A 21,683-nucleotide genomic window follows, 5' to 3' on the forward strand; every position below is an offset into this window, starting at 1 on the left:
AGCACACCGGGTGCCGTATCACGGGGCAAGGCACGTGGCCTGCGCCGCTATCTTAACGCACCAGATGCCGCAAAGTTCTCCGGTATACGTATACGGGGGATAGGTAACCGGTACGGGTCGGCCCCTCCGTATCCCGTGTATCGTATATGATACCTATACGTAACGATACGCAGGGGCCGCCGGGCGGTGGTTTCCCCTCAGAACTTCATATCGAAATGAGCCTTGATCCCCCAGGCCTCATAGCCGCTTTGACCGATGCCGTCATAAGTGCTGGAGAGCGACAGGCCGGTGCCATCGGGACCGGTCATGCTGATCCCGGGGGCGATCCGCGCGCGCCAGCCATCCTCCAGCCCGCTGTCCGCGCCCAGGAAGCCGCCGCCCCCGCTGGTGTTGGCATGGCTGTAGATCGCATCGAACGTCAGCGTGGGTTCGTAACGCCAGCCATCGCTCCCGAGGAACTGCGTCGAGATCGTCGGGCCAAACTTGAGTTGCCCTTGCGAGACCGTCTGGCTCGGAATGATGTCGCCCAGCGTGTTGGTATAGGCGTTCTGCTTGTCGGCCAGCCAGGACAGGCCAGCATTGGGCCGGATGGTCCATCGGTCTTGGGTGAACTCCCCGGTGAGGCTGATGTCGGCCAACCAGCGGGTCGAGCTGAAGCTGTCGGTATAGGTGCCCACCGGCGTGACGTCATTGTCGGATTTACCCCCGGCCACACGGGCGTCGAGATAGAGGTTCTCTTGCAGCCTTGCGGTCACATAAGGGCCAACCATCCAGCCTGTGCCTTCGGTTCTGGAGTTGTCGCTGTCGTTGCTGTCGGTCAGGCGGTCATATTGCAGCATCCCGCCCACCAGCAGGTCGGGGGACATGAGATAGTCTGCCCCCAGATGGGCGATGGCAAAGTCACCGCCGGAACCGGCACTGCCGTTGAACTTGTTAAAGCTGCCCTCAAACCAGACGTCAAAGCGGCGGCTCTCATGGGTGGCCGTCCCGCCTTGCATCACTTGTATCTGATTGGCAGCGCGGGTGACCTGATCCAGATTTGTGGCGAAATTGTAATTCCCCGAACCAAGGCTGCGCAGGTTGAACTCAAACGGCATGAGCTTTCCGATCTCGCCGGTGGCAAAGCTCAACTGTTCTGATCCAGTGCCGCGCTGTAACCGGTTGATCCTGCGCGATACATCTGGCTGGTTGGCCAGAATGAGCCGGGTGCGCGTCTCCAAAAACCGGTTGATGGTCTCAACCGTCTTTTTAACCGAGGCATTCGTACTCACCGAGATGGCTACGGTATCGGTGTTTTCCGCGCCTGCCGCATCTCTCACGGTCAGGGCGAACTCAAACTCGCCGTCATCCGCCGTCTGTCGGGTTGGGGCAGTGAAGGTGGCAGTGATGGTGTTCGCCCCGGTCAAGATGACGGTGGTTCCGCTGGTCTGCGTCCATGCGTAGCTCCGCCCGTCACCGGCAAGACCGGAACTGCCGTTGCCGTCAAGGGTGACTTCCGCGCCCTCGTTTACCTCCTGATCGTCCCCGGCATCGGCGGTCGGCGGCAGATTCGTCACCGAGATGCTCACCGTGGCGGTGGAAGCCTCGCCTGCCGCATCGGTCACGGTCAGAGTGAACGCCAGTTCTCCGTCATCCGCCGTCTGTCGGATTGGTGCCGTGAAGGTCGGGGAGATTGCAGACGTGTCATTCAAGGTGACAGTGGTTCCGCCGGTCTGCGTCCATGCGTAGGTCCGCCCGTCACCGGCAAGACCGGAACTGCCGCTGCCGTCAAGGGTGACTTCCGCGCCCTCGTTTACCTCCTGATCGTCCCCGGCATCGGCGGTCGGCGGCAGATTCGTCACCGAGATGCTCACCGTGGCGGTGGAGGTTTCATTTTCTGAATCGGTTACGGTCAGGGTGAACGCCAGTTCTCCGTCATCCGCCGTCTTGCGCACTGGCGCAGTGAAGGTCGGGGAGATTGCAGATGTGTCACTCAGGGTGACAGTGGTTCCGCTGGTCTGTGCCCACAAATAGGTGAGTGTGTCGCCCGTGCCGGTGTTCGGGTCGATGTCCGGGTCTGTGGTGCCGCTGCCGTCAAGGGTGACGAGGGTGCCCTCGTCCACGGTTTGATTTGAACCGGCACTGGCCACGGGTGGGCTGTTGGCCGCGCTCACCGCCGCCGTGGGGGCACTGGTCCGGCTTTCCTGCGCGCTGCCGCCATCGGTGAAACTGGCCGTCACGGTGATCACCTTGCCGATCTCGGCCGCCGTCAGGGTGTAGGTGGCAGAGGTTGCGCCGGTAATATCCGCGCCATCCGCCTTCCATTGGTAGCTGAAGTTGGCGGGCCCACCTTCGCTGGGGATGTCGAGCCCATTGGCATCCATAATTCCAGAGGGGTCCGCCGTCAGTTCCTGATCCTCGATCAGGTCACCGGAGATGGTCGGAGCACCGGTCGCCGGGGTGTTGGTCACGGTGATACTAAAGCTCAGTGAATCCGTGTCTCCGTCTCCATTCGTCGCGGTGTAGGTCAGGTTAAACGCCTTGGTTCTCGCGGCTCCTGTCGGCGTACCAGACAATATGCGGCTGGCAGGGTTAAAGGTCAGCCCAGGGGGCACGGAACTGAGTGTATAGGTATTTGTACTCGGCGCTGACGCGGGCCCCGCCAGTGCCTCGGGCAAAGTCAGACCAGTAATTGCATTGCCCGCGCTGTAGGTCTGATCATCAATGGTTGTCCGAAACAGCGGTCTGACAAAGATGCGGACCTCATCAGTGTCCTCGTCGGTGGCCGGGTGCGCTGCGTCACGAACGCGCAAGCTGAACGTCAACGAGGCCGGACCAGATGCCGGTATCAGGTCTGGAATGGTGAACGTTGGCTTTGCTGCTGTCGTATTGCTTAAAGTCACCGTGGGGCCGGCAGTCTGCGTCCAGAGGTATTTCAGGTTCGAATTATCGCCGTCAGGATCGTTACTGCCAGTGCCATCAAGCGTGACTGTGGCGCCCTTGTCGACCCTCTGATTATCCCCGGCGTCAGCGGTGGGCGACTGATTGTGGTTGCGAATAGTTACCGACGCGGAGTTGATAGCCGGTCCGGCAGAAGTGCTCCCAGAGACCTCAAGTCTAACGCCAAACGTAGTCCCATCTAGCACTGAGGGGCTCGCAGTGATGGTAAAAGTTGACCCGTCCCTAGCGGAAAAGGTAACCCCTGCCGGGGTACCCGCAGCGTTGGGAGGCTGCCACCTGTATGCGAAGGGGCTAGCAATGCCGGAAATTGAAGCAGCGGTGAGCGTCAGGGACTCTCCCGCATCAAATGTACGGACATTTGCGGAACCGCTTCCGCCCGGAGTAATCGTAACACTCTGCGCACTGGCTGCTGTTCCCGAGATCATCAGGGCGAGGAGCGCCACCGCGCAGAACCGCGCGGTGGCGCTGAAGGCCGCGCCCAGAAAATGGAATATCGCCGGATAAGATTTTGAGATGATCATGAGCGTCCCTTGCTCCGCGGTTTTGACTTTTCCGGAACCTATCAAATTCAACCGTTTGTTCAAGGTTGGATTGGCTCTTCTCCGCTTTGTTGAGTAGAAAAAGATGCCGACCGCCAAGTAACCTGTTGATATGTATGGTTTCTGATAACTTTACATAGAGCAGGTATATGACAATCAACATCTCGCAGCATATTTTAGGCCTCAAAGGGCAACGTGTCAATGAAATTAAGGGGCTGTCCCAGTTAACTAGGTTAAATACTCTCTAACCCATTGTCTTAACTCCAATAACTGGGTTGGCGGGTTACTGTTGTTAAAACGCCATTCACATTCCTTTAAAAATAGCCCAAAATTCTCCTTTGGAACACCGTTAAATTTCCTCATATGCCGTTTCGCTCTCCTCTCAGGTATGCAAGCATACCCTGCCGGGCAAGGGGTTCCAAAAGTTTTCGATGCCATTGATGTGATTTGCTTTGTCTGCGAAGAGTTTAGAATGGTTGATACGGAAGTGCTTAAAGTCCGAAACATCCAGTACATTATAACCTCTCCAGCAATCAGAATAGACGATACTATCGGGTATAACTTTACGCTCAATGATAGGAAATAAAGTCGCAGATGAAGCATCAGGGATGATCTTCGTGTAAACCTTACCACCACGCTTTAACAAGCCAAACACTGGAATTTTGCCAGCAGCACCTCGACCTCTGTGCCCTTTACGCCGGCCGCCAAAATAACTTTCATCGACTTCAATCTCACCACCAAACGCCTCATGACATTCTTGCTCTAGTTTGTGTGCAATAATTTCTCGAAGGCGAAGATAATAATAGGCGGCTGTTTTGCGGTTTACTCCAGCTAAAGACCCTGCACATCGGGCTGTTGTTCCTGCAACAAAATGCTCTATCAAGCGGTCTTGTTTATAATGACTCAGGCGACTCTTTCTCATATGTCCCATTGTAACACCTTTTAGGCATTAACTGGGACAGCCCCGAAATTAAACTGGATGACGGCGGTGTTAAGATTGTCATTCACTGCAGCCGAGACGCGCGTAGGAGGGCTATAGACCCTGCTACAGGCCAGAAGGGAAGCATCAACCAGCATGTCCGCCGACAAGTAAACGACATCCCCCTTTTTGGGTATCCTTGTGTGGTCGAGATTGAGCTGGCGCAGGTTTATATTAACAAGGGCGAACGCCGCATTGAGGGGTGTGATTTTGTTGATAAAGGGTGCCGTTTCACTCACCGATTTTGCCGACTGATCAGTGGATTGTGTCGGCATATGTCTATTCAAGCGGTTTCCAGACATTTGGATATACGATGGGAAACGGTCAAGAATATCGACAGGGCATACCTTATTGAAACTCTCCCTACGCTTGATCCTGCAGAGCTAACTGGCTTGGAATATATTGGTGTAGATGAAGTTGCCCGGGCGAAAGGTCATGACTACATGACGGTGGTCTACGATATGGTTGGCGGTCATCTGATCTGGGTTGAAGCAGGCCGAACTGCCGAGGTTTTTTCAAGGTTTTTGAAACAACTGCAACCAGATACAGCCTGCAAAATAAAGGCCGTAGCGATGGATATGGGGCCTGCCTACCAAAAGGCTGTCAGAGAGTCCTTGCCGTTGGCCGACATAGTATTTGACCGTTTCCACGTCATGAAAAACTACAGCAAAGCTATCCATAATCAGCGTCGACTTGAGTTCAGAAAGGCCGATCCAAGTGGTAAAGAGTTGATGAAAGGGACGCATTATCTGTTGCTCAAAAATGCGGATAAGTTGAGTGAAAAACAAAGTGACAAGCTGCAAAGGTTGCTGGAGAGCAATAGCAACCTGAATGCACTTTACGTCTTGAAAGAACAGCTTCAGCTGCTGTGGAGTGCCGCTTCATTTGAGGCGATGGCGGAGCAACTGGAACGTTGGTGCCTGATAGCAGATCAGTCACAGATGCTCTATCTAAAAAAGTTCGCGAAATCCCTACGGAAACATTGTGTGGGCATCTGCAACTACGCCAAACACAAGCTCACAAGCGCCAGGATAGAGGCTGGTAATGTCAGTATAGGAATGATCCGTAAGCGAGCCAGAGGCATCAAGGATACCGAATACTTCAAACTCAAAATTAGACAATCATCCATTCCAGATAATCAATCTATGCTCTATTTGAAATCCTAAATCTACTCAACAAAGCGGAGAAGAGCCGAAAAAGCTCAGGGTCCATGATTGTGCTTTCATTTACATAGCTTTGGAAATGAACTGCGCAATTAACCCCATCCGACATTATTACAGCATATTGAGCAGGAGATTCATAGCAATCCTGCTGCCCTATACGGCCTCGAAGAAACGGTTCTACACTGTGCTGATTGCCTGATAATGTTGCGCAAGGATAGCCACCCCAACTGCCTGCAGTAGTGATATGACAGTGCCCAGCAAGTATCTGGATGATGTCAGCACCGCTTTCATGAAGAACCTTTAGCAACTTTTCTGGGGCTTCCAATCGATACGTATCCACTGGCATCTGTAACGCACAAGGGTTGTGGTGTAGTAACAGGATAACTTTAAGTCCTTGTGCTTTTGCTTCAGCTAGACGTTTCGCCGCCCACGAAAGACGCCACTCACATAAGTCACCACGTAATAGACCAGGCTCCGAGCTATCCAACATAAGACCGTAGTTTGGCAGGTTAGCGGCTTCAAAGGCTTGTCGGACAATCTTACGAATGGGTTCTGTACTTTTCCAATGATTGCGGTGAAAGCCTGTTGCTGTGAAGCCTTGCCTAATACTCGCTTGAATAGCCGTTGCAGGGAAGAGGGGATCATCTGGGCCGTAGAGAGCTGTTTGATCAAGATAGGTAAGCCATTCAGCAAGGGCCTTCTCGGCCTCTGCAAAATCTTTTGCAAAGAAAGTATCAATGGATTTCCCAAACTTGGTGGCGACCTCTCTTGGATTTTGGGTTACAGATTTTTCACGCATATCAACGTGTTTGATTTTTAGCGATGCCAGAGCCGCCACGCGGATGCCTGTCAGGCATAAAAGCGCAAAGACTGCCTTGTCCCTTTTTTTGTGCGCTGTGGTGCTTGGCATCAATCCCAGCGCATGTTTGGCTTGGGGAATGCTTGGCGCTGGGCGTGGGGGTGCGGCGCGGGCTTCGGCCTCATCACGACGGGACAAGTTGAAATAATCAGCATCCGCCGCTTTTATTTTGCTTCGAAAGCCGTCTTGTTGGGTCAACCACAAGATAAATTCGCGAAGGGTAGATAGTATGGCGCGCATCGAAGATTTGGCGAGCGGTTTACCCTTGGTTGATTTGCTGACTTCTAAATGGGAACGAAACCCCATTGCCTGTTCTATATGAAAGCTTTTGAAATCCTTACGCCCGTTCCAAATGTCAAAACGTTCCAATGCTGATATTTCACGATCTAAGGATTTCTCGGAAAGTCGCTTTGCGTATTTTCGATACTCTAGAAAGCGCCGTTTTAGGCGTTCATTTTTCTCGTTCGGGCGCTTGCTCATTTTGATCTCCTATCGGGCAAGTTATTGGGGGATTATTGCGACTGTTTGGGTTGGTGCGATAAGCGGAAAAACACGGGGGCCTATGTCCGCCATTATATGTTGCATCATCCCTCGTGATTGTCAGATCGAGTGTTCGACGAAGTTCGAGCAAGCGGCTTAGTGAAATAGGCTTACAAACGACTGTTTCACATGCCTTGCACAGTGCCGTCAGTGTCGCACGATTATTTGTGATTTTACAATCGGCCATCGATTCGGCAGCTTTGCGACTTGCGCGACACCGCAGGCAATAAAACTCACTCAGACCGATTTGAACTTTGCGGCCTTTTCGCTGATCTTGGATATAGCTACGCAGATCGTCGCCGCGAATAAGCGCTGGGCGTTCCCTATCCAAAAGCATCAACCCATCGCGCGTCCAGTTGCGGATTGTTCGAGTAGAGACGCCGACCAATTCCGCCGCCTCTGTGGGTGTGTAGCATCGATAGGATTTGATGCCGTTTATGCGGGCTTGTTTAGGCATAGAAAACCCTCACGCGGTTGGGTCTTGTTCATTTTGCTGTAGCCAGTCTTTGAGCGCATCTATTGTGATTAAGCGGCGTGTGCCGATTTTTATGCTCTTCAATTTGCCCGATGATAGGGCGGCATAAAGAGTGGTGCGCCCAATACCTGCCAAGCGGGCCGCTTCATCTGGTGATACGGCTATTGGTGGATTTGATTTGTTTTGTTGAATTGTGTTTATCATTGTTCACGCTCCTATGATGATTGTCACGCGGTTGGGTCTTGTTCATTTTGCTGTAGCCAGTCTTTGAGCGCATCTATTGTGATTAAGCGGCGTGTGCCGATTTTTATGCTCTTCAATTTGCCCGACAACAAGACCGCAGCCGACCGTGCGCCAATGCCCTTAATGCTGGTCAGCCCCTCAAACCCCACCAGCTTTTCACCAGCAGTTTCAATTGCACGGTCAAGACCCGCAAGGGTGGCGGTCAGACTTAAAGCCTGATCTCGTAATGCGCCCAACTCAATTTGCTCCAAAGGCGTAAACTGGCTCAGATCAAGGGCAAGAAGTCGTTAGACCCATATTCCGCCAAAGCACCAAAGATCGAGAAGACAGCCGCCCTTCGACCGTGGTGGTGTCCATGTTGCTTTGCGTCAACGATCGGAAGCCTACGCCTCGTTCTTCAAGATCCGCGACAATCTGAAGGAGATGCGAAAGAGAGCGACCAAGGCGGTCCAGCTTCCAGACCAGCAGCACATCCTCGGATTTTACATAGTCAAGAGCCGCCTTGAGTGCTGGTCGGTCACCTCGCGACCCGGACACACGGTCTTCAAACAAATGTGGCCCAGTACCAGCGAAGGTGCATTTGTGGCAGGATTTGGTGATTTAGGACAAAAATGTTCCTAAACTTAAGATATACGGAACACAAAATATCCTGTTTGCATTCAAATGCTTAAAATTTCCGATTTTCCGTTCCGTAACAGATCAACTCCCAAAAGTGAACCACTACCGGCTGATGCCGGTAGCATCATTTGGCGGAATGTAATTCCAGGTACTGGTTGATGATGTCGTCTGTCACATGTCGCCGGATAGACGGAAATACGCACGCATCTGGCCTTGCAGAACACATGTCGGGTCACGACACACAAAGCTTTGAGCTTTACGAGGTGATTTGGACCCGACCCGCGCATCACCATACCGGCCCGCGGCCATGCAAAGTGCAAATCGCCGCAACGAGAGGCCTTATACATGACCGCACCCGATCACGACTCAAATCGTTCAGAAATCACTTGCACTGAAGCGGGCATCCATACATGTGTCGTGACCCGATGTTGGGTGGGGCAAAGCAGCTATTCATTCATAGGCTAGTGAAGTTGAATCTCTTGTTTGGTAATATGGCATATTTGAAAGTAATCTCATCAATGGAATGGCCGTAACCGCGGGCTTTCAGAGATAAAACTTGAGTCGCGAGATAGTAACCTGCCGTATTTTGCCAAATTACAATCTCGTTTAGGTGCGGTGATCTTACGCGAGAAGCTGTATCGAAAACTCTTGCATCTTTAATCTCTGAGATTTTGGAGGCTCCTATTGCGAGTGCTACGCTTCTTATGCTTGGTGGATCGGTATAAGCATAAATTGAACTTGAGCTACCGCGTGACCACTTTGTTTGAAAGAGATAATCTCCTGCACCTAAAACATAGCTACCATCATTGTTGGAATAATCAAATAAAATAGTTCCAGAGGTGGTTGCCGAGGTGTAGCGTTCAGGAGCGAATGATACACGCGGCTCAACTTCCAGAATATCTGCGGTAAAGGGGTTTAGTCCCAACTGGGGCCGAGGCACAACAGGCACTCCATGTATACTCCTCAATAGATTAGCATATTGGGCTTCAAATGCTCCATCGTCTCGAAAGTCGGCATAAAGACGTGTCGATAAAAATGTAGGAACTAAAATGTCAGTTTCGTTGTTACGAATAACTGGAATTATTTGATCTGAGTTAATATTATTCATGAGCTGATTGGTGAGGATCATCTTCTCATAACCAGTTCCACCCTTCCCCTTGTTCGCCTTTTCAACCTAGTTGGCACTGCATATAGCCAGAACGCGGTCTGCATCTTTGAGACCAACCTCCATGAAGGAAGGTAGATCGCTGGCAAGGCTCATGTCCCATTGATCAAGAACAACGTCGATGCCATTTTTAATCAATCGAGTTGATAGGTTCAGAACCCAATCTTTGTGGGCTTGATTATCATGCGAATAGGAAGTGAATAATCGAGGTGTGTCAGGCATCCTAACAGAATGTTGGATAAGGACTGGGTTTGCAAGTGTTTCCGTCAAGACGCACGGCAATCGCTTGAAAAAGCGGGGATTCCCTTAGCGGGTGATATGTGATTCTCTGGTCATTGAAATGACATTCGCAGCCTCCCATGATCTCAGCCAATATCCTCGACCATTTTTCTGCCATTGAAGACCCACCCTTGTTTATGTTTATATTTTGGTCAATGTTGTCTTTTCCTTTCGTGTTTTTTTGCAGCCTCAGAGCTGGCTTTAAATCGATAGCTGTCGTTGCCGGTCTCGAGGATGTGGCAGCGGTGCGTAAGACAATCCAGAAGCTCGGTCGTCATCTTTGCATCTCCGAAGACCAGGGCCCATCTCTTACGAACGGGAGGAGTAGGGCAGGGCGAATTGCACCCACTTCAGTGATCACGCCGCTCCCCAAACACCGCCTCCAGCGTAGGGGCATCCAGCACCCTATCCACCCAACGATCCAGCTCCTCAATGCTGCCCGCCGCTATCTGTGCGATCACAGGCTGGGGCAGGGGGCCAAACCGCTTGACCAGCAGCCGCATTAGGGACTTGGATTCACCTTCTGCCCTGCCTCTAGCTTCACCTTCCGCAAGGCCTTCCACCTTGCCTTTTTCACGTCCAAGCGCCTCACCAGCAGCCAACCCTTCGGCCTTTCCAGCGACGCGCCCCTTGGCCTCAGGCCGTTTCTGAGGGTGTATGGAAGGAATTACGCGCGCCATTTTTATGGTGCTGCGCCGCAGAAAGTAAGGCGCAGTCAATGTCCACTAAGCGCCGTCAACAACTCTGTGCGGCACGCGCCCAGAAGCCAGATTTACGCGAATGGTTCTTCTTAATGTTTGCCAGATAGCTCGCATGATCGACAATACCGATCGGTCGAGCAAGATCAGCATCTCTGGCTAGAAGGGCAAGTTGCCCAAGGTATTTTGCGCCATGTGAATAGGCCTTTGAACGTGCGCGGTCCAATATGTCATCCAGGAGTGCCCTGTAGAGGATAGTTGCGGCTAGCGGGTTCTCGTGTTCAAGAAGTTTGGCCACTTTCGGGAGTAAGTGCCAGTCACGACCATTCCAACGTTGCGGATGGGTCTCGATCAACTGCGCGGCCAGATCCAGTCGTGGCCAGTTGAGGAAAAATAAGAGAGCTGTTTCGGGCGCAGAATTTTCAAGCGCCAACGCATGGGCGCGCTCTTCGGCTTCAATGTCTTCAAAATCAGGCAGATGTTTGAGGTATTCACGCAGGATGTCGGCAGACAGCACGGCCTCGAAGCAGCGCCATCTCAAAGCTTGCGCGGCAGGTTTGTCATCAAGGGCTTCCAGGACGCGTGCTTCCAGACTGACCCGAACAGGTGACAAGTCGTCATCGGCCGCGTTAAACGTGCGGTGCCCAGGTTTGCGCACCCAATCGAGTGCTTCGGTGGCGCGGCCAGCCTCAAGGAGTTGGGCCGCAATTACAAGCGTATCTTGCGCGTTAGGTTGTTTTTCTTCTTCCAGATCAATCAGGAGGTCGATATCCCCGCGAGCCTTTGCGATGGTCTGGCGCATCCCTGCCCATTGCGAGGTCATGGAATAGAACCAGTCATCTGATTTGCGGGTTTTCTCTTTGGCCCGCCGGTCAGCGATTGCTTTTTTCAAATCATTATCCCAGCAGTTCAAAGTGTTTTGTGGCAGATGCGGCACTACTGCCGCCGTGATATCTGCCAGATAGCCATGCGTGCTTTCACCAAGGCTCACCATGATCTTCTCAGTTAAAAGATCAGCCTCAGGTCTGGAAAGGGCCTGACTTAGCTCGCCAGTCATGTGGATCGCCTGATAATAGACGTCCTGAACATAACCAGAAGAATCATCGACCCGCTCGAATACCCGTTCATGCGTGGCGATAAAGCGTAGCAGTCGGTCGAGGGCCAAAGTCGGTGCAACCGGTCCCAGCTCTGCCTCAATCGTGTTGATCAGGCTACGCAAGTCATCGCGGAAGGCTCGGGCCTTGTCCCATTCAACAAAGCTTTTCGCGCGCTCCAACCCGGAAATCCGCCTATCGATCAGCTTGGCGATGGCCTCGGGACCAGATTTCCCTGCAAGTGCGGCTTTGACCTGCCGCCGGAAACCCGCATTCTGCTCAGCCTCATTCAGCACCATCTGCGCAAGCTTTTCAATTCCGAGCTCGTTCAGCTTTTCTATGGAAAGAGCGGGTTTTCGGGCCATGGGCAGAACCTCGTTTTGAAAATTCGAATTGTGTCGCTGCCCTGAGATAACCGTGATGATAAGGATTAGTCAACTCAATCATGAAAAGCTGCACGCTGTACGTATGGCAGCTTCGAAGGGCCGCAACGCTGCGTATGGACAGCGACTAGGTATCCAGTTTTGGCTGGTGAATACTCCACCGGCTGAAAGCCGGTGGCTTCGGGTTACGGCTAAAAGCCGGATCGGTCCGCCCTGCGGCGGACTCAGGTCACGCTAAAATCATCGTCTGGCTCGGGTGGTTTCTGCGTCTTAATGTATTCCACCCATGCCTCGTCCGTGACGTTACCGCTCGATACAACCCAATAGCCGCGCGCCCATAAATGCTGGCCCCAGTATCGCTTTTTTAGGCCCCCAAATTCGCTCAACAACTTATGCGAACTTCGGCCCTTCAGATATTGCACCGCCCGCGACACCGATAGATTTGGCGGGATCGACAGCAACATATGCACATGGTCTCTCTGATAGCACCAGCGTGGATCAACATCTCATGCCCTCGCGCCGTCTCGCGCAACAATTCTCGGCACCGGTCGCCAACATCGCCACCAAGTACCTGATACCGATATTTCGTTACCCAAACGATATGATATTTGCAGTCCCAGACCGTATGGCTGCCACGTTTGTATGATTCCATACCCTCAGTCTAACCTAAAACCAAAGCTATCCCATGCCGCCTAAAGGCGTGGGATTTACTGATCCCCTATCGGGGACTTTAAATCTGCTTCCATTTCATCCAATTCGCTATAGCTCTGCGCCAAAAATATCTACCCGGCATGGTTATTGCGCGCTTCGCAATGATTATGATTATTGCCGGCGGTATCACGCTCGTGAAGGACGACATCTTTGCGGTCCGACTGCGCCAGAAGGGGACATCATCCCTAGCCAGCTTTGCTATTTGTAATCTGTGTAGGCTATTCCTTGGTTTTCCAAAAATCCCACTGCGATCTGCTTAAGAGCACTATCCCGGAACCGCCGCCAGTTCGCGTCTACCGCTTCCTCAAAAACCCTGTCCTTGAAGCGGCGGAACGCACCCTTGCCGTTGATCGCCAGTAGCAGGGTATTTCGTACTCGCTCATCCTCAATTGTATAGCAAAAGTGTTCCATGATCTGGTATTCATGGATTTCGAAGCTGTCTGGCAATGCAATGAATTCGTCGTCTGCCAGCACTTGTTTAATCCAGCGGGAACTCCCCGTGTGTAAGCACGGGGATGATAGCCTTTCCTGTTTTTTGTTGTCGCGTCCGTGGCTAATATTCACCAGCGGCTCAAAACTCAGGACAAGCGAAGCTTGAACTTTGAATAGAACCATGGGCGTAAGCCCGTGGGTATCTATTTGCCATCGTTTTTGTCCTCGCCTTTTTGTTCTTGCTCACTGATCCATCGGTCTATCTCGCTTTTGCGAAACCGCCATGCACTTCCCACTTTGAAGCCCGGAACCTTGCCCTCAGACGCAAATCGATAGGCCGTCTTCTAAGCAATCTTGAGGTAATCGGCGAGTTCCTTCACGGTCATAATGTCGTCATTGGGCATAGCTTTAATGTCCTTCTCGGGATATATGGATTGAAAATAGTGGAAAATGGATGAATAATCAAGTAAGTTATCGAGGAAATCAAGTTATAAGACAGGGTCATGCAGCAATACGGTAACGATCAGATTCTCTATTCACCATCAGACTTGGTCACCTTTTTAGGGTGTCACCATGCGAGCTTTCTTGATGTAAAGGCGCTGAGCGAGGATATGGACAAGGCCGAGGCCAGCACCACTGGCCAACTGTTGCAACAAAAAGGCTTGGAGCACGAAGCGGCATATCTCCAGCAGCTCAAAGACGAAGGCAAGTCTGTCGTTGAAATCCCTAAAGACCGCAATTTGCAAGATCGCGCCCAGCTGACATTAGAGGCCATGCAGTCTGGTGCAGACGTAATTTATCAGGCCGTTTTCTTTGCACCGCCATGGCGGGGAGATGCCGATTTTCTGATCAAGTGTGACACGCCGTCCGGCTTAGGTGATTTCAGCTATGAGGTGCTGGATACCAAACTGGCACGAACGACTGAGCCAAAGCATATCATGCAGCTTTGTGTCTATTCCGAGCTTCTGACCGACCTACAAAGGCTACGCCCGGCTGACATGCATCTGTTTCTGGGTGACCATGAAAAACACAGCTTCCGCGTGGCTGACTTTTTCTATTACTACACCCGCGCCAAAGGCCGCTTTGAAACCTATCTGCAAAGCCTGCCTGCGGACTCATACCCTGAACCTTGCGGTCATTGTAATTTCTGCCCGTGGCGTGAGGGTTGCAAAGCGCAGTGGGAGCAGGATGACCATTTAAGCCTTGTGGCCAATATCCAGCGCTCACAAATGGACAAGCTACGTAAAGCTGGCATCCGTACCGTTGCGGAGCTTGCCGCCACAACGCCCGATACCAAAATTCCTGATCTGAGCCGTGATGTGTTTTTACGCCTGCGCTCCCAAGCTGTCCTGCAGCATCACAAAGCCGCCACGGGCGAAAATAAGTGCGAGATCATTCCGTTCCCGCCGGGCAAGGGTTTTACCCGTATGCCTGTATCGGATGATGGCGATTTGTTCTTTGATATGGAAGGTGACCCTCTTTACCCGAATGGCTTGGAGTATCTGTTTGGGGTCTATTATTTCAAAGATGGCAAAGAGCTGTTCCTTCCGTTCTGGGCGCATGATCATGAAGAAGAGAAAGAAACCTTCAAACGCTTTATGGGCTTTCTGGCTGACCATTTGGCCAAACACCCGCATGCCCATATCTATCATTACAACCATTATGAAACCACGGCCCTGAAACGCTTGGCATGCCGTTATGCCGTGTGCGAAGAGCAGCTGGATAATCTGCTCCGCAATCAGAAATTCATTGACCTGTATCTGGTGGTGCGTGAAAGCATCCGCACTTCTGAGCCCGGCTATTCCATCAAGAACATGGAAACTTTCTATATGGATAAGCGGGTCAATGCGGTGGCAACCGCCGCCGATAGCATCATCGTTTACAACGAATGGCGCGAAACAGGTGCGGATGTATTGCTGCAGGAGATTTCAGATTATAACGAGGTGGATTGTGTTTCTACGCATTTGCTGCGTGATTGGCTACTGACCCTCAAGCCGGAAGATGCACCATGGTTTAAGGGCTTGCCTGAATATGCCGAGGAAGAAGAGCTACAGCGCAAGGGCTGGGAGATCGAATATGAGGATTACCAAACCCGCCTTGGTGTGATCGAGGATAACCCGCCGCCGATTAATGAGCGGCTGTCGCACCTGCTGGAGTTTCATAACCGGGAAGCCAAGCCGCAATGGTGGAGCAGCTTTGAACGACAGAACAAGTTTGAAGATGAGCTGATTGACGATACGGAGTGTCTGGGTGGCCTGCAGCAGATTGGCAGCCCCGAGCCTGAAAAACGCTCCCTGATTTACAGCTACCGTTTCCCATCGCAGGAATACAAGCTGAAGGTTGGCGCTCAGGCCGTTGATATTGCGGTCATGGAAAATGTAGGCACCATTGTTGAGATCGATGAGGACGCCTGCATCGTCAAAATCAAGCGCGGAGCCACTAAAGAACCATTGCCGGAAAGCCTGTCTATTGGCCCACCGGGACCGATTGACAGCAAGATCATCCGCTCAGCCATCTATCGTTATGCCGATCATGTTTTGGAAGCGCCGGAGGGCACTCATGCCGCGACCGAACTACTGGCACGCAATGTACCTCGCATTCAAGATAAGCAAGTGGGTGAAGCGGTCATCACATCTGATGATTTGCAAAGCGATGCGCTGGAAGCCATTGCTGCGTTAGACAACAGCTATCTCTTTATTCAAGGGCCACCGGGCGCAGGTAAAACCTACACCAGCAGCCACATCATTGTGGACTTGATCAAGCGCGGCAAGAAAATCGGGGTTACCTCCAACTCGCACAAAGCCATTCATAACTTGCTGGAAAAAGTGGAGAGCGTTGCCACTGAAAAAGGCGTGAACTTCCATGGCATCAAAAAAGCCAGCGGCGGGAATGATGAAACCGTCTTTGACGGGCTATTCATCCGCTCAGAAACCAAGACTGACAATATGAGCCTTGGTGCTGATCTGTTTGCGGGTACTGCATGGACCTTTGCCAGCCCGCATTTTGATGGCCAGCTTGATTATCTGTTCATTGACGAGTCCGGGCAAGTTGCTACCGCCAATGTGGTGGCGATGGCCACGGCGACCAAGAACATCATTCTGGTGGGAGATCAAATGCAGCTCGGCCAGCCCATTCAAGGCACCCACCCGGGTGAGGCAGGATTGTCAGTGCTGGAGTTTTTGCTGGGCGATCATTCGACCATCCCAGCTGAACGCGGCATCTTCCTTGGTCAGACACGCCGTATGCGCCCGAGCATCTGCCAGTTTATCTCTGATGCCTTTTACGATGGTCGCCTCACAGCCCATGAAAGCACCGCCGAACGCAGCCTAAACCTGCAAGGTGTTGATCTGCCCAATGAGGGGATTGTCATGATCCCGGCAGCGCATGAAGGCTGCTCACAAAAAAGCGTTGAAGAAGGCGAAATCATCAAAGCCAAATATGATGCCTTGCTCGGTCAAGAGTTTGCCGACCGTGACGGCACCACACGTCCAATCAGCAAAGACGATATTCTAGTAGTCACCCCGTATAATGTGCAGGTGAATTATCTGCGCTCCATCCTGCCGGACAATGCCAAGGTCGGCACCGTTGATAAATTCCAAGGCCAAGAAGCGCCCATTGTGCTGATTTCCATGGTGACATCCAGTGCCGAAGATCTGCCGCGCAATATTGAGTTTCTCGGCACTTCTCCGCTTTGTTGAGTAGATTTAGGATTTCAAATAGAGCATAGATTGATTATCTGGAATGGATGATTGTCTAATTTTGAGTTTGAAGTATTCGGTATCCTTGATGCCTCTGGCTCGCTTACGGATCATTCCTATACTGACATTACCAGCCTCTATCCTGGCGCTTGTGAGCTTGTGTTTGGCGTAGTTGCAGATGCCCACACAATGTTTCCGTAGGGATTTCGCGAACTTTTTTAGATAGAGCATCTGTGACTGATCTGCTATCAGGCACCAACGTTCCAGTTGCTCCGCCATCGCCTCAAATGAAGCGGCACTCCACAGCAGCTGAAGCTGTTCTTTCAAGACGTAAAGTGCATTCAGGTTGCTATTGCTCTCCAGCAACCTTTGCAGCTTGTCACTTTGTTTTTCACTCAACTTATCCGCATTTTTGAGCAACAGATAATGTGTCCCTTTCATCAACTCTTTACCACTTGGATCGGCCTTTCTGAACTCAAGTCGACGCTGATTATGGATAGCTTTGCTGTAGTTTTTCATGACGTGGAAACGGTCAAATACTATGTCGGCCAACGGCAAGGACTCTCTGACAGCCTTTTGGTAGGCAGGCCCCATATCCATCGCTACGGCCTTTATTTTGCAGGCTGTATCTGGTTGCAGTTGTTTCAAAAACCTTGAAAAAACCTCGGCAGTTCGGCCTGCTTCAACCCAGATCAGATGACCGCCAACCATATCGTAGACCACCGTCATGTAGTCATGACCTTTCGCCCGGGCAACTTCATCTACACCAATATATTCCAAGCCAGTTAGCTCTGCAGGATCAAGCGTAGGGAGAGTTTCAATAAGGTATGCCCTGTCGATATTATTGACCGTTTCCCATCGTATATCCAAATGTCTGGAAACCGCTTGAATAGACATATGCCGACATAATCCACTGATCAGTCGGCAAAATCGGTGAGTGAAACGGCACCCTTTATCAACAAAATCACACCCCTCAATGCGGCGTTCGCCCTTGTTAATATAAACCTGCGCCAGCTCAATCTCGACCACACAAGGATACCCAAAAAGGGGGATGTCGTTTACTTGTCGGCGGACATGCTGGTTGATGCTTCCCTTCTGGCCTGTAGCAGGGTCTATAGCCCTCCTACGCGCGTCTCGGCTGCAGTGAATGACAATCTTAACACCGCCGTCATCCAGTTTAATTTCATTTACACGTTGCCCTTTGAGGCCTAAAATATGCTGCGAGATGTTGATTGTCATATACCTGCTCTATGTAAAGTTATCAGAAACCATACATATCAACAGGTTACTTGGCGGTCGGCATCTTTTTCTACTCAACAAAGCGGAGAAGAGCCAGTTTCTCTACAGCAAGAACCGTTTGAATGTTGCCATCTCTCGTGCACAATGCTTGGCGGTGGTGGTCGCCAATCCCAAACTGCTGGAAATCCCATGCGGCACTGTGGAGCAGATGAAACTGGTCAACACATTTTGCTGGCTGGATGAGTATGCTGATAAAGGTACTAAAACTATTATGAACAAGGATGCCCTAGATGACGTATAAAACAGAAACGATTAAAAATGCTGTGATGGGCATTAGTGATAACAAGTTTTTATTACCTGCTATTCAACGCGAACTTGTTTGGGATCATGAGCAAATTGAAAAGCTATTTGACTCTGTCTTGTCAGGATATCCTTTTGGCTCAATGCTTTTTTGGCGATACAAAAAAGACGAAAACAATAAAGACTATAAAGACTATAAATTTTATGAGTTTTTAAATGCATACGATGAGTATAATCGTCAAAACAATCATAATTCAGAGCATGAAATCACAGGAAAAGATGAAATCACTGGTATCTTAGACGGCCAGCAAAGATTGACCGCTCTCTTACTGGGACTAAAAGGATTCCTGAACTTACACAAGCCACGCACAAGATGGGATAATTCAGATAATTTTGAGAAGAAATATCTTTTTATCAATCTGCTGTACAGCAAAGATAACGAGGTTGAGCATGAAGATATAAGGCCAGAATTTCAGATAAAATTTAAATCTGAAAAGCAGGCTGAAAAGGAAAACTCCAGTCAGGATGTGTATTGGTTTAAAATCGGAAAATCCCTTGAGTGGAAAGAGAAGAAAAGCTGGAAGGAAGTTTTGTCTGGACAACAAATTACAGAAGAGCAAAGAGATGTTATTGATGATGTTTGTTCTGCAATATACGAAAATCTGATTAATCCGAACAACCCAAGAATCAGCTTCTATGAAGAAACCACAGATTCATTGGATAAAGTTCTCAATATTTTCGTTCGTATTAATGCTGGTGGAACACCTCTTGATTATACGGATTTTCTTATGTCCATGATTATAAATCAGTGGGGAGACGGAAGAGAGAGTATTAATACAGCGATAGACAATATTTCCAAAGATTTTGAATTCGATATCCCAAAAGATGTATTCCTTAGAGCATGCTTATTTTTAACAGGAGAAAATCTGAACTTTAAGGCAGATAATTTTAAACAGAAAACGATCCAGAACATTAAGAATGATTTTGAGTCAATTTCTGAAAGTTTGAGAAAATCGTGCCGTGTCTTTAGAGAGCTCGGCTACTCAAAAAATAACCTTAGATCGAATTTGATTCTATTACCGCTAGCTCATTTCATAAAGGCCAATGATTTGAACGAAGTTGATGATGATGATTTCGTAAAAATAAAGAAATGGGTCCAGCTTTCTATTTTGGGGCGCGTTTTTGGGTCCCAAACAACATCATATCTTACAAGGCTCAGAAGAGATGTTTCTTGGCTAAACAACTTTCCTTTGAATGAAATCATCAAGGTGTCAAACGAAGCAAATAAGAATATGGACATCAACGAAGACCGCCTTGAGGATATTATTGAGAAATCAAAGAAGGGGTCGCAAGATAGCTGGGCGCTTTTAACCTTATTGTATCCATCACATAATTATCGTGATGTGAATTTTCACGAGGACCATATTTATCCATACTCCAAGCTCAACAAGGAGCAGAAAGGAAATGGCGGAGACTTTATATCTAACATTCAGTTGCTAGAGGGTAGGGATAACTGTAGCAAAAATGATAGAGCTCCCGAGATTTGGATGGAAGAATATTGTTCAAGCCCGAATTTGGACATCAATGAATATAAAAATCAAAATTTCATACCCTTGGATGTTGATTTAACCTTTGATAATTTTGATCATTTTATAAGTGCTCGAAAAGATTTGATTAAAACGAAACTTTTGGAAACTCTTAGAAGTTAGCTGTTTCCAATGAATCCCAAACAGGGATTCGAACGCACGATTAGTACGGTACTTTCGTCACTATGATTGAAGTTATGCCAAGAAGGGAAATCAAAGCAGCATAAGGCGTTGCAACATAAAACTTGCTTTTCGTTGTTTTCAGGGCGGTTATTTGTTGCAACACAATGGTGAGTGTAGAGAGACTGTGAATTAGTTTGTGTATCTGCTTATCATCCCCCTACAGGAGATAAGCATTATGAATCAAAAAGAACTATTAGCCTTTGCCAAAGAGGCTGCCAAAAGCATGAAGACCGAGAAAGACCTCAGTGACTTTAGCCGTATGCTCAAAAAAGTAACTGTTGAGGCTGCGTTAGGCGCAGAACTCGATGATCACCTAGGCTACGATCGAAATCAACCCAGCACAGGCGCGAACAGCCGCAACGGCCACACCAGCAAGACCCTTTATACTGATGATGGGGTGATTGATATTGAGGTTCCGCGTGATCGTGATAGCTCCTTTGAGCCACAGTTGGTTAAGAAGCAACAAACTCGGTTCACTGGCATGGATGATAAAATCCTCTTCCTGTATGCCCAAGGAATGACGACACGTGAGATCTGTACAGCCTTTAAGGAACTGTATGATGCCGATGTATCGGCAAGTCTTATCTCCAAGGTGACCAACTCTGTTATGGAGCAGGTTATTGAGTGGCAATCTCGTCCGCTTGATCAAGTGTACCCTATCGTCTACCTGGACTGCATCGTGGTCAAAATCAGGCAAGATAAACAGGTCATCAACAAGGCCATTTATCTAGCGCTCGGTGTTAATGTTGAGGGCCACAAAGAGCTTCTGGGTATGTGGTTATCAGAAAACGAAGGTGCGAAGTTCTGGCTAGGAATTTTGACTGAGCTAAAGAATCGTGGCCTAGAGGATATTCTTATCGCCTGTGTCGATGGCCTCAAGGGCTTTCCAGAGGCCATACAAACGGTTTATCCGCAAACGCACATTCAGTTGTGCATTGTTCATATGGTCCGCAACAGCATGAAATTTGTGCCTTGGCGCGACTATAAAGAGGTCGCCGCCGATCTTAAACGTGTTTACCAGTCAGCTACGGAGGATGAGGCGTTACGCGAGCTTGACCAGGTCGATGAAAAATGGGCTGCTAAATATCCCCAAATTACCCGTTCATGGCGCCAAAATTGGGAAAATTTGAATACGCTGTTTGCCTATCCACAAGAGATACGCAAGGCGATTTACACTACCAATGCCATTGAGTCGTTAAACAGCGTGATCCGTAAAGCTATTAAGAAACGCAAGCTGTTCCCCCATGACGATGCGGCTAAAAAGGTGATTTACCTGGCCACTCGTGAAGCATCTAAAAAATGGACGATGCCAATTCACAACTGGCGTGCTGCTCTAAATCACTTTATGATTGTTTTTGACGAACGATTGTCTGACCATGTTTAACTAAGGCAGATACACAGAGTTATTTACAGGCTCAGTGTAGAGGATTCGAACCCAAAGGGGTTCAATACACCGCCATTATACCTAACACCCAGCGCCTTTTAGGCGCTTTTTTTGTGTCTAAATTATATGTTTTCAGTTTAAGCTCTTTTGCTTCTAATAATTAGGCACATATCAG

General features: G+C 49.8%; 17 protein-coding genes and 5 pseudogenes. 5 read left to right on the forward strand and 17 right to left on the reverse strand.

Annotated features, from left to right (window positions below; all coding sequences use genetic code 11):
* Positions 1–197: 197 nt before the first annotated feature.
* The 3 genes and pseudogenes from ACOGW3_RS13840 to ACOGW3_RS13850 all read right to left on the reverse strand — a co-directional run bounded on the left by ACOGW3_RS13840 (position 198) and on the right by ACOGW3_RS13850 (position 4,401).
* Positions 198–3,365, reverse strand: coding sequence for a PKD domain-containing protein (locus ACOGW3_RS13840; protein ID WP_419904056.1), 3,168 nt, complete (start codon positions 3,363–3,365; stop codon positions 198–200).
* Positions 3,283–3,642: a hypothetical protein gene (locus ACOGW3_RS13845; protein ID WP_419903519.1), complete on the reverse strand. Its 360-nt coding sequence runs from the start codon at positions 3,640–3,642 to the stop codon at positions 3,283–3,285. The genes ACOGW3_RS13840 and ACOGW3_RS13845 overlap by 83 nt, the downstream gene beginning before the upstream one ends.
* A gap of 65 nt (positions 3,643–3,707) precedes the next feature.
* Positions 3,708–4,401: pseudogene (locus ACOGW3_RS13850) on the reverse strand (IS1595 family transposase).
* 47 nt (positions 4,402–4,448) lie between these two features.
* Here ACOGW3_RS13850 and ACOGW3_RS13855 point away from each other — a divergent pair.
* Positions 4,449–5,624, forward strand: coding sequence for an ISL3 family transposase (locus ACOGW3_RS13855; protein ID WP_419902857.1), 1,176 nt, complete (start codon positions 4,449–4,451; stop codon positions 5,622–5,624).
* Here ACOGW3_RS13855 and ACOGW3_RS13860 read toward each other — a convergent pair.
* From ACOGW3_RS13860 to ACOGW3_RS13920, 13 genes and pseudogenes are all read right to left on the reverse strand, one after another.
* Positions 5,602–6,960, reverse strand: coding sequence for a tyrosine-type recombinase/integrase (locus tag ACOGW3_RS13860; RefSeq protein ID WP_419903520.1), 1,359 nt, complete (start codon positions 6,958–6,960; stop codon positions 5,602–5,604). The two genes, ACOGW3_RS13855 and ACOGW3_RS13860, sit on opposite strands and share 23 nt — an antisense overlap.
* Positions 6,932–7,477, reverse strand: a complete 546-nt coding sequence (locus ACOGW3_RS13865; protein ID WP_419903521.1) for a helix-turn-helix domain-containing protein — start codon at positions 7,475–7,477, stop codon at positions 6,932–6,934. Before ACOGW3_RS13865 ends, ACOGW3_RS13860 begins: the two co-directional genes overlap by 29 nt.
* A gap of 9 nt (positions 7,478–7,486) precedes the next feature.
* Positions 7,487–7,699: a helix-turn-helix domain-containing protein gene (locus ACOGW3_RS13870; protein WP_419903522.1), complete on the reverse strand. Its 213-nt coding sequence runs from the start codon at positions 7,697–7,699 to the stop codon at positions 7,487–7,489.
* A gap of 23 nt (positions 7,700–7,722) precedes the next feature.
* Positions 7,723–7,974, reverse strand: coding sequence for a hypothetical protein (locus ACOGW3_RS13875; protein ID WP_419903523.1), 252 nt, complete (start codon positions 7,972–7,974; stop codon positions 7,723–7,725).
* 59 nt (positions 7,975–8,033) lie between these two features.
* Positions 8,034–8,293 (reverse strand): annotated as a pseudogene (locus ACOGW3_RS13880) (recombinase family protein); the annotation flags it as partial.
* A gap of 517 nt (positions 8,294–8,810) precedes the next feature.
* Positions 8,811–9,485 carry a hypothetical protein gene (locus ACOGW3_RS13885; RefSeq protein WP_419903524.1) on the reverse strand — a complete coding sequence of 225 codons (675 nt, stop codon included), beginning with the start codon at positions 9,483–9,485 and terminating at the stop codon, positions 8,811–8,813.
* Positions 9,486–9,530: 45 nt separating this feature from the next.
* Complete coding sequence (locus ACOGW3_RS13890; protein ID WP_419903525.1) at positions 9,531–9,743, reverse strand: toll/interleukin-1 receptor domain-containing protein; 213 nt, start codon at positions 9,741–9,743, stop codon at positions 9,531–9,533.
* Between the two features lie 209 nt (positions 9,744–9,952).
* Positions 9,953–10,105, reverse strand: a pseudogene (locus ACOGW3_RS13895) (ATP-binding protein); the annotation flags it as partial.
* A 45-nt stretch (positions 10,106–10,150) separates the two neighbouring features.
* Positions 10,151–10,519, reverse strand: a complete 369-nt coding sequence (locus ACOGW3_RS13900; RefSeq protein WP_419903526.1) for a DUF4351 domain-containing protein — start codon at positions 10,517–10,519, stop codon at positions 10,151–10,153.
* 16 nt (positions 10,520–10,535) lie between these two features.
* Complete coding sequence (locus tag ACOGW3_RS13905; RefSeq protein WP_419903527.1) at positions 10,536–11,957, reverse strand: DUF6880 family protein; 1,422 nt, start codon at positions 11,955–11,957, stop codon at positions 10,536–10,538.
* Between the two features lie 242 nt (positions 11,958–12,199).
* Positions 12,200–12,627: pseudogene (gene tnpA / locus ACOGW3_RS13910) on the reverse strand (IS200/IS605 family transposase).
* 257 nt (positions 12,628–12,884) lie between these two features.
* Entirely contained in the window at positions 12,885–13,301 is a 417-nt protein-coding gene (locus tag ACOGW3_RS13915; RefSeq protein WP_419903528.1) for a UPF0158 family protein, read from the reverse strand.
* A 20-nt stretch (positions 13,302–13,321) separates the two neighbouring features.
* A pseudogene (locus ACOGW3_RS13920) lies at positions 13,322–13,450 on the reverse strand (helix-turn-helix domain-containing protein); the annotation flags it as partial.
* Between the two features lie 171 nt (positions 13,451–13,621).
* Between ACOGW3_RS13920 and ACOGW3_RS13925 the strand changes: the two are divergent.
* Positions 13,622–16,816 (forward strand): TM0106 family RecB-like putative nuclease, encoded by a 3,195-nt coding sequence (locus tag ACOGW3_RS13925; protein WP_419903529.1) that lies wholly within the window; start codon positions 13,622–13,624, stop codon positions 16,814–16,816.
* A gap of 6 nt (positions 16,817–16,822) precedes the next feature.
* Here the strand turns inward: ACOGW3_RS13925 and ACOGW3_RS13930 are convergent, their stop codons facing one another.
* Entirely contained in the window at positions 16,823–18,055 is a 1,233-nt protein-coding gene (locus tag ACOGW3_RS13930; protein ID WP_419903530.1) for an ISL3 family transposase, read from the reverse strand.
* Between ACOGW3_RS13930 and ACOGW3_RS13935 the strand changes: the two genes are divergently transcribed.
* The 3 genes from ACOGW3_RS13935 (at position 18,042) to ACOGW3_RS13945 (ending at position 21,508) form a co-directional block, all read left to right on the forward strand.
* Complete coding sequence (locus ACOGW3_RS13935; protein ID WP_419903531.1) at positions 18,042–18,356, forward strand: hypothetical protein; 315 nt, start codon at positions 18,042–18,044, stop codon at positions 18,354–18,356. The two genes, ACOGW3_RS13930 and ACOGW3_RS13935, sit on opposite strands and share 14 nt — an antisense overlap.
* The gene (locus ACOGW3_RS13940) at positions 18,346–20,064 is read left to right on the forward strand and encodes a DUF262 domain-containing protein (RefSeq protein WP_419903532.1); all 1,719 of its coding nucleotides are present in this window, start codon (positions 18,346–18,348) and stop codon (positions 20,062–20,064) included. Before ACOGW3_RS13935 ends, ACOGW3_RS13940 begins: the two co-directional genes overlap by 11 nt.
* 235 nt (positions 20,065–20,299) lie before the next feature.
* Positions 20,300–21,508 carry an IS256 family transposase gene (locus ACOGW3_RS13945; RefSeq protein WP_419903533.1) on the forward strand — a complete coding sequence of 403 codons (1,209 nt, stop codon included), beginning with the start codon at positions 20,300–20,302 and terminating at the stop codon, positions 21,506–21,508.
* Positions 21,509–21,683 lie beyond the last annotated feature (175 nt).

The organism is Kiloniella sp. (assembly GCF_965205715.1).
Taxonomy (GTDB): domain Bacteria; phylum Pseudomonadota; class Alphaproteobacteria; order Kiloniellales; family Kiloniellaceae; genus Kiloniella.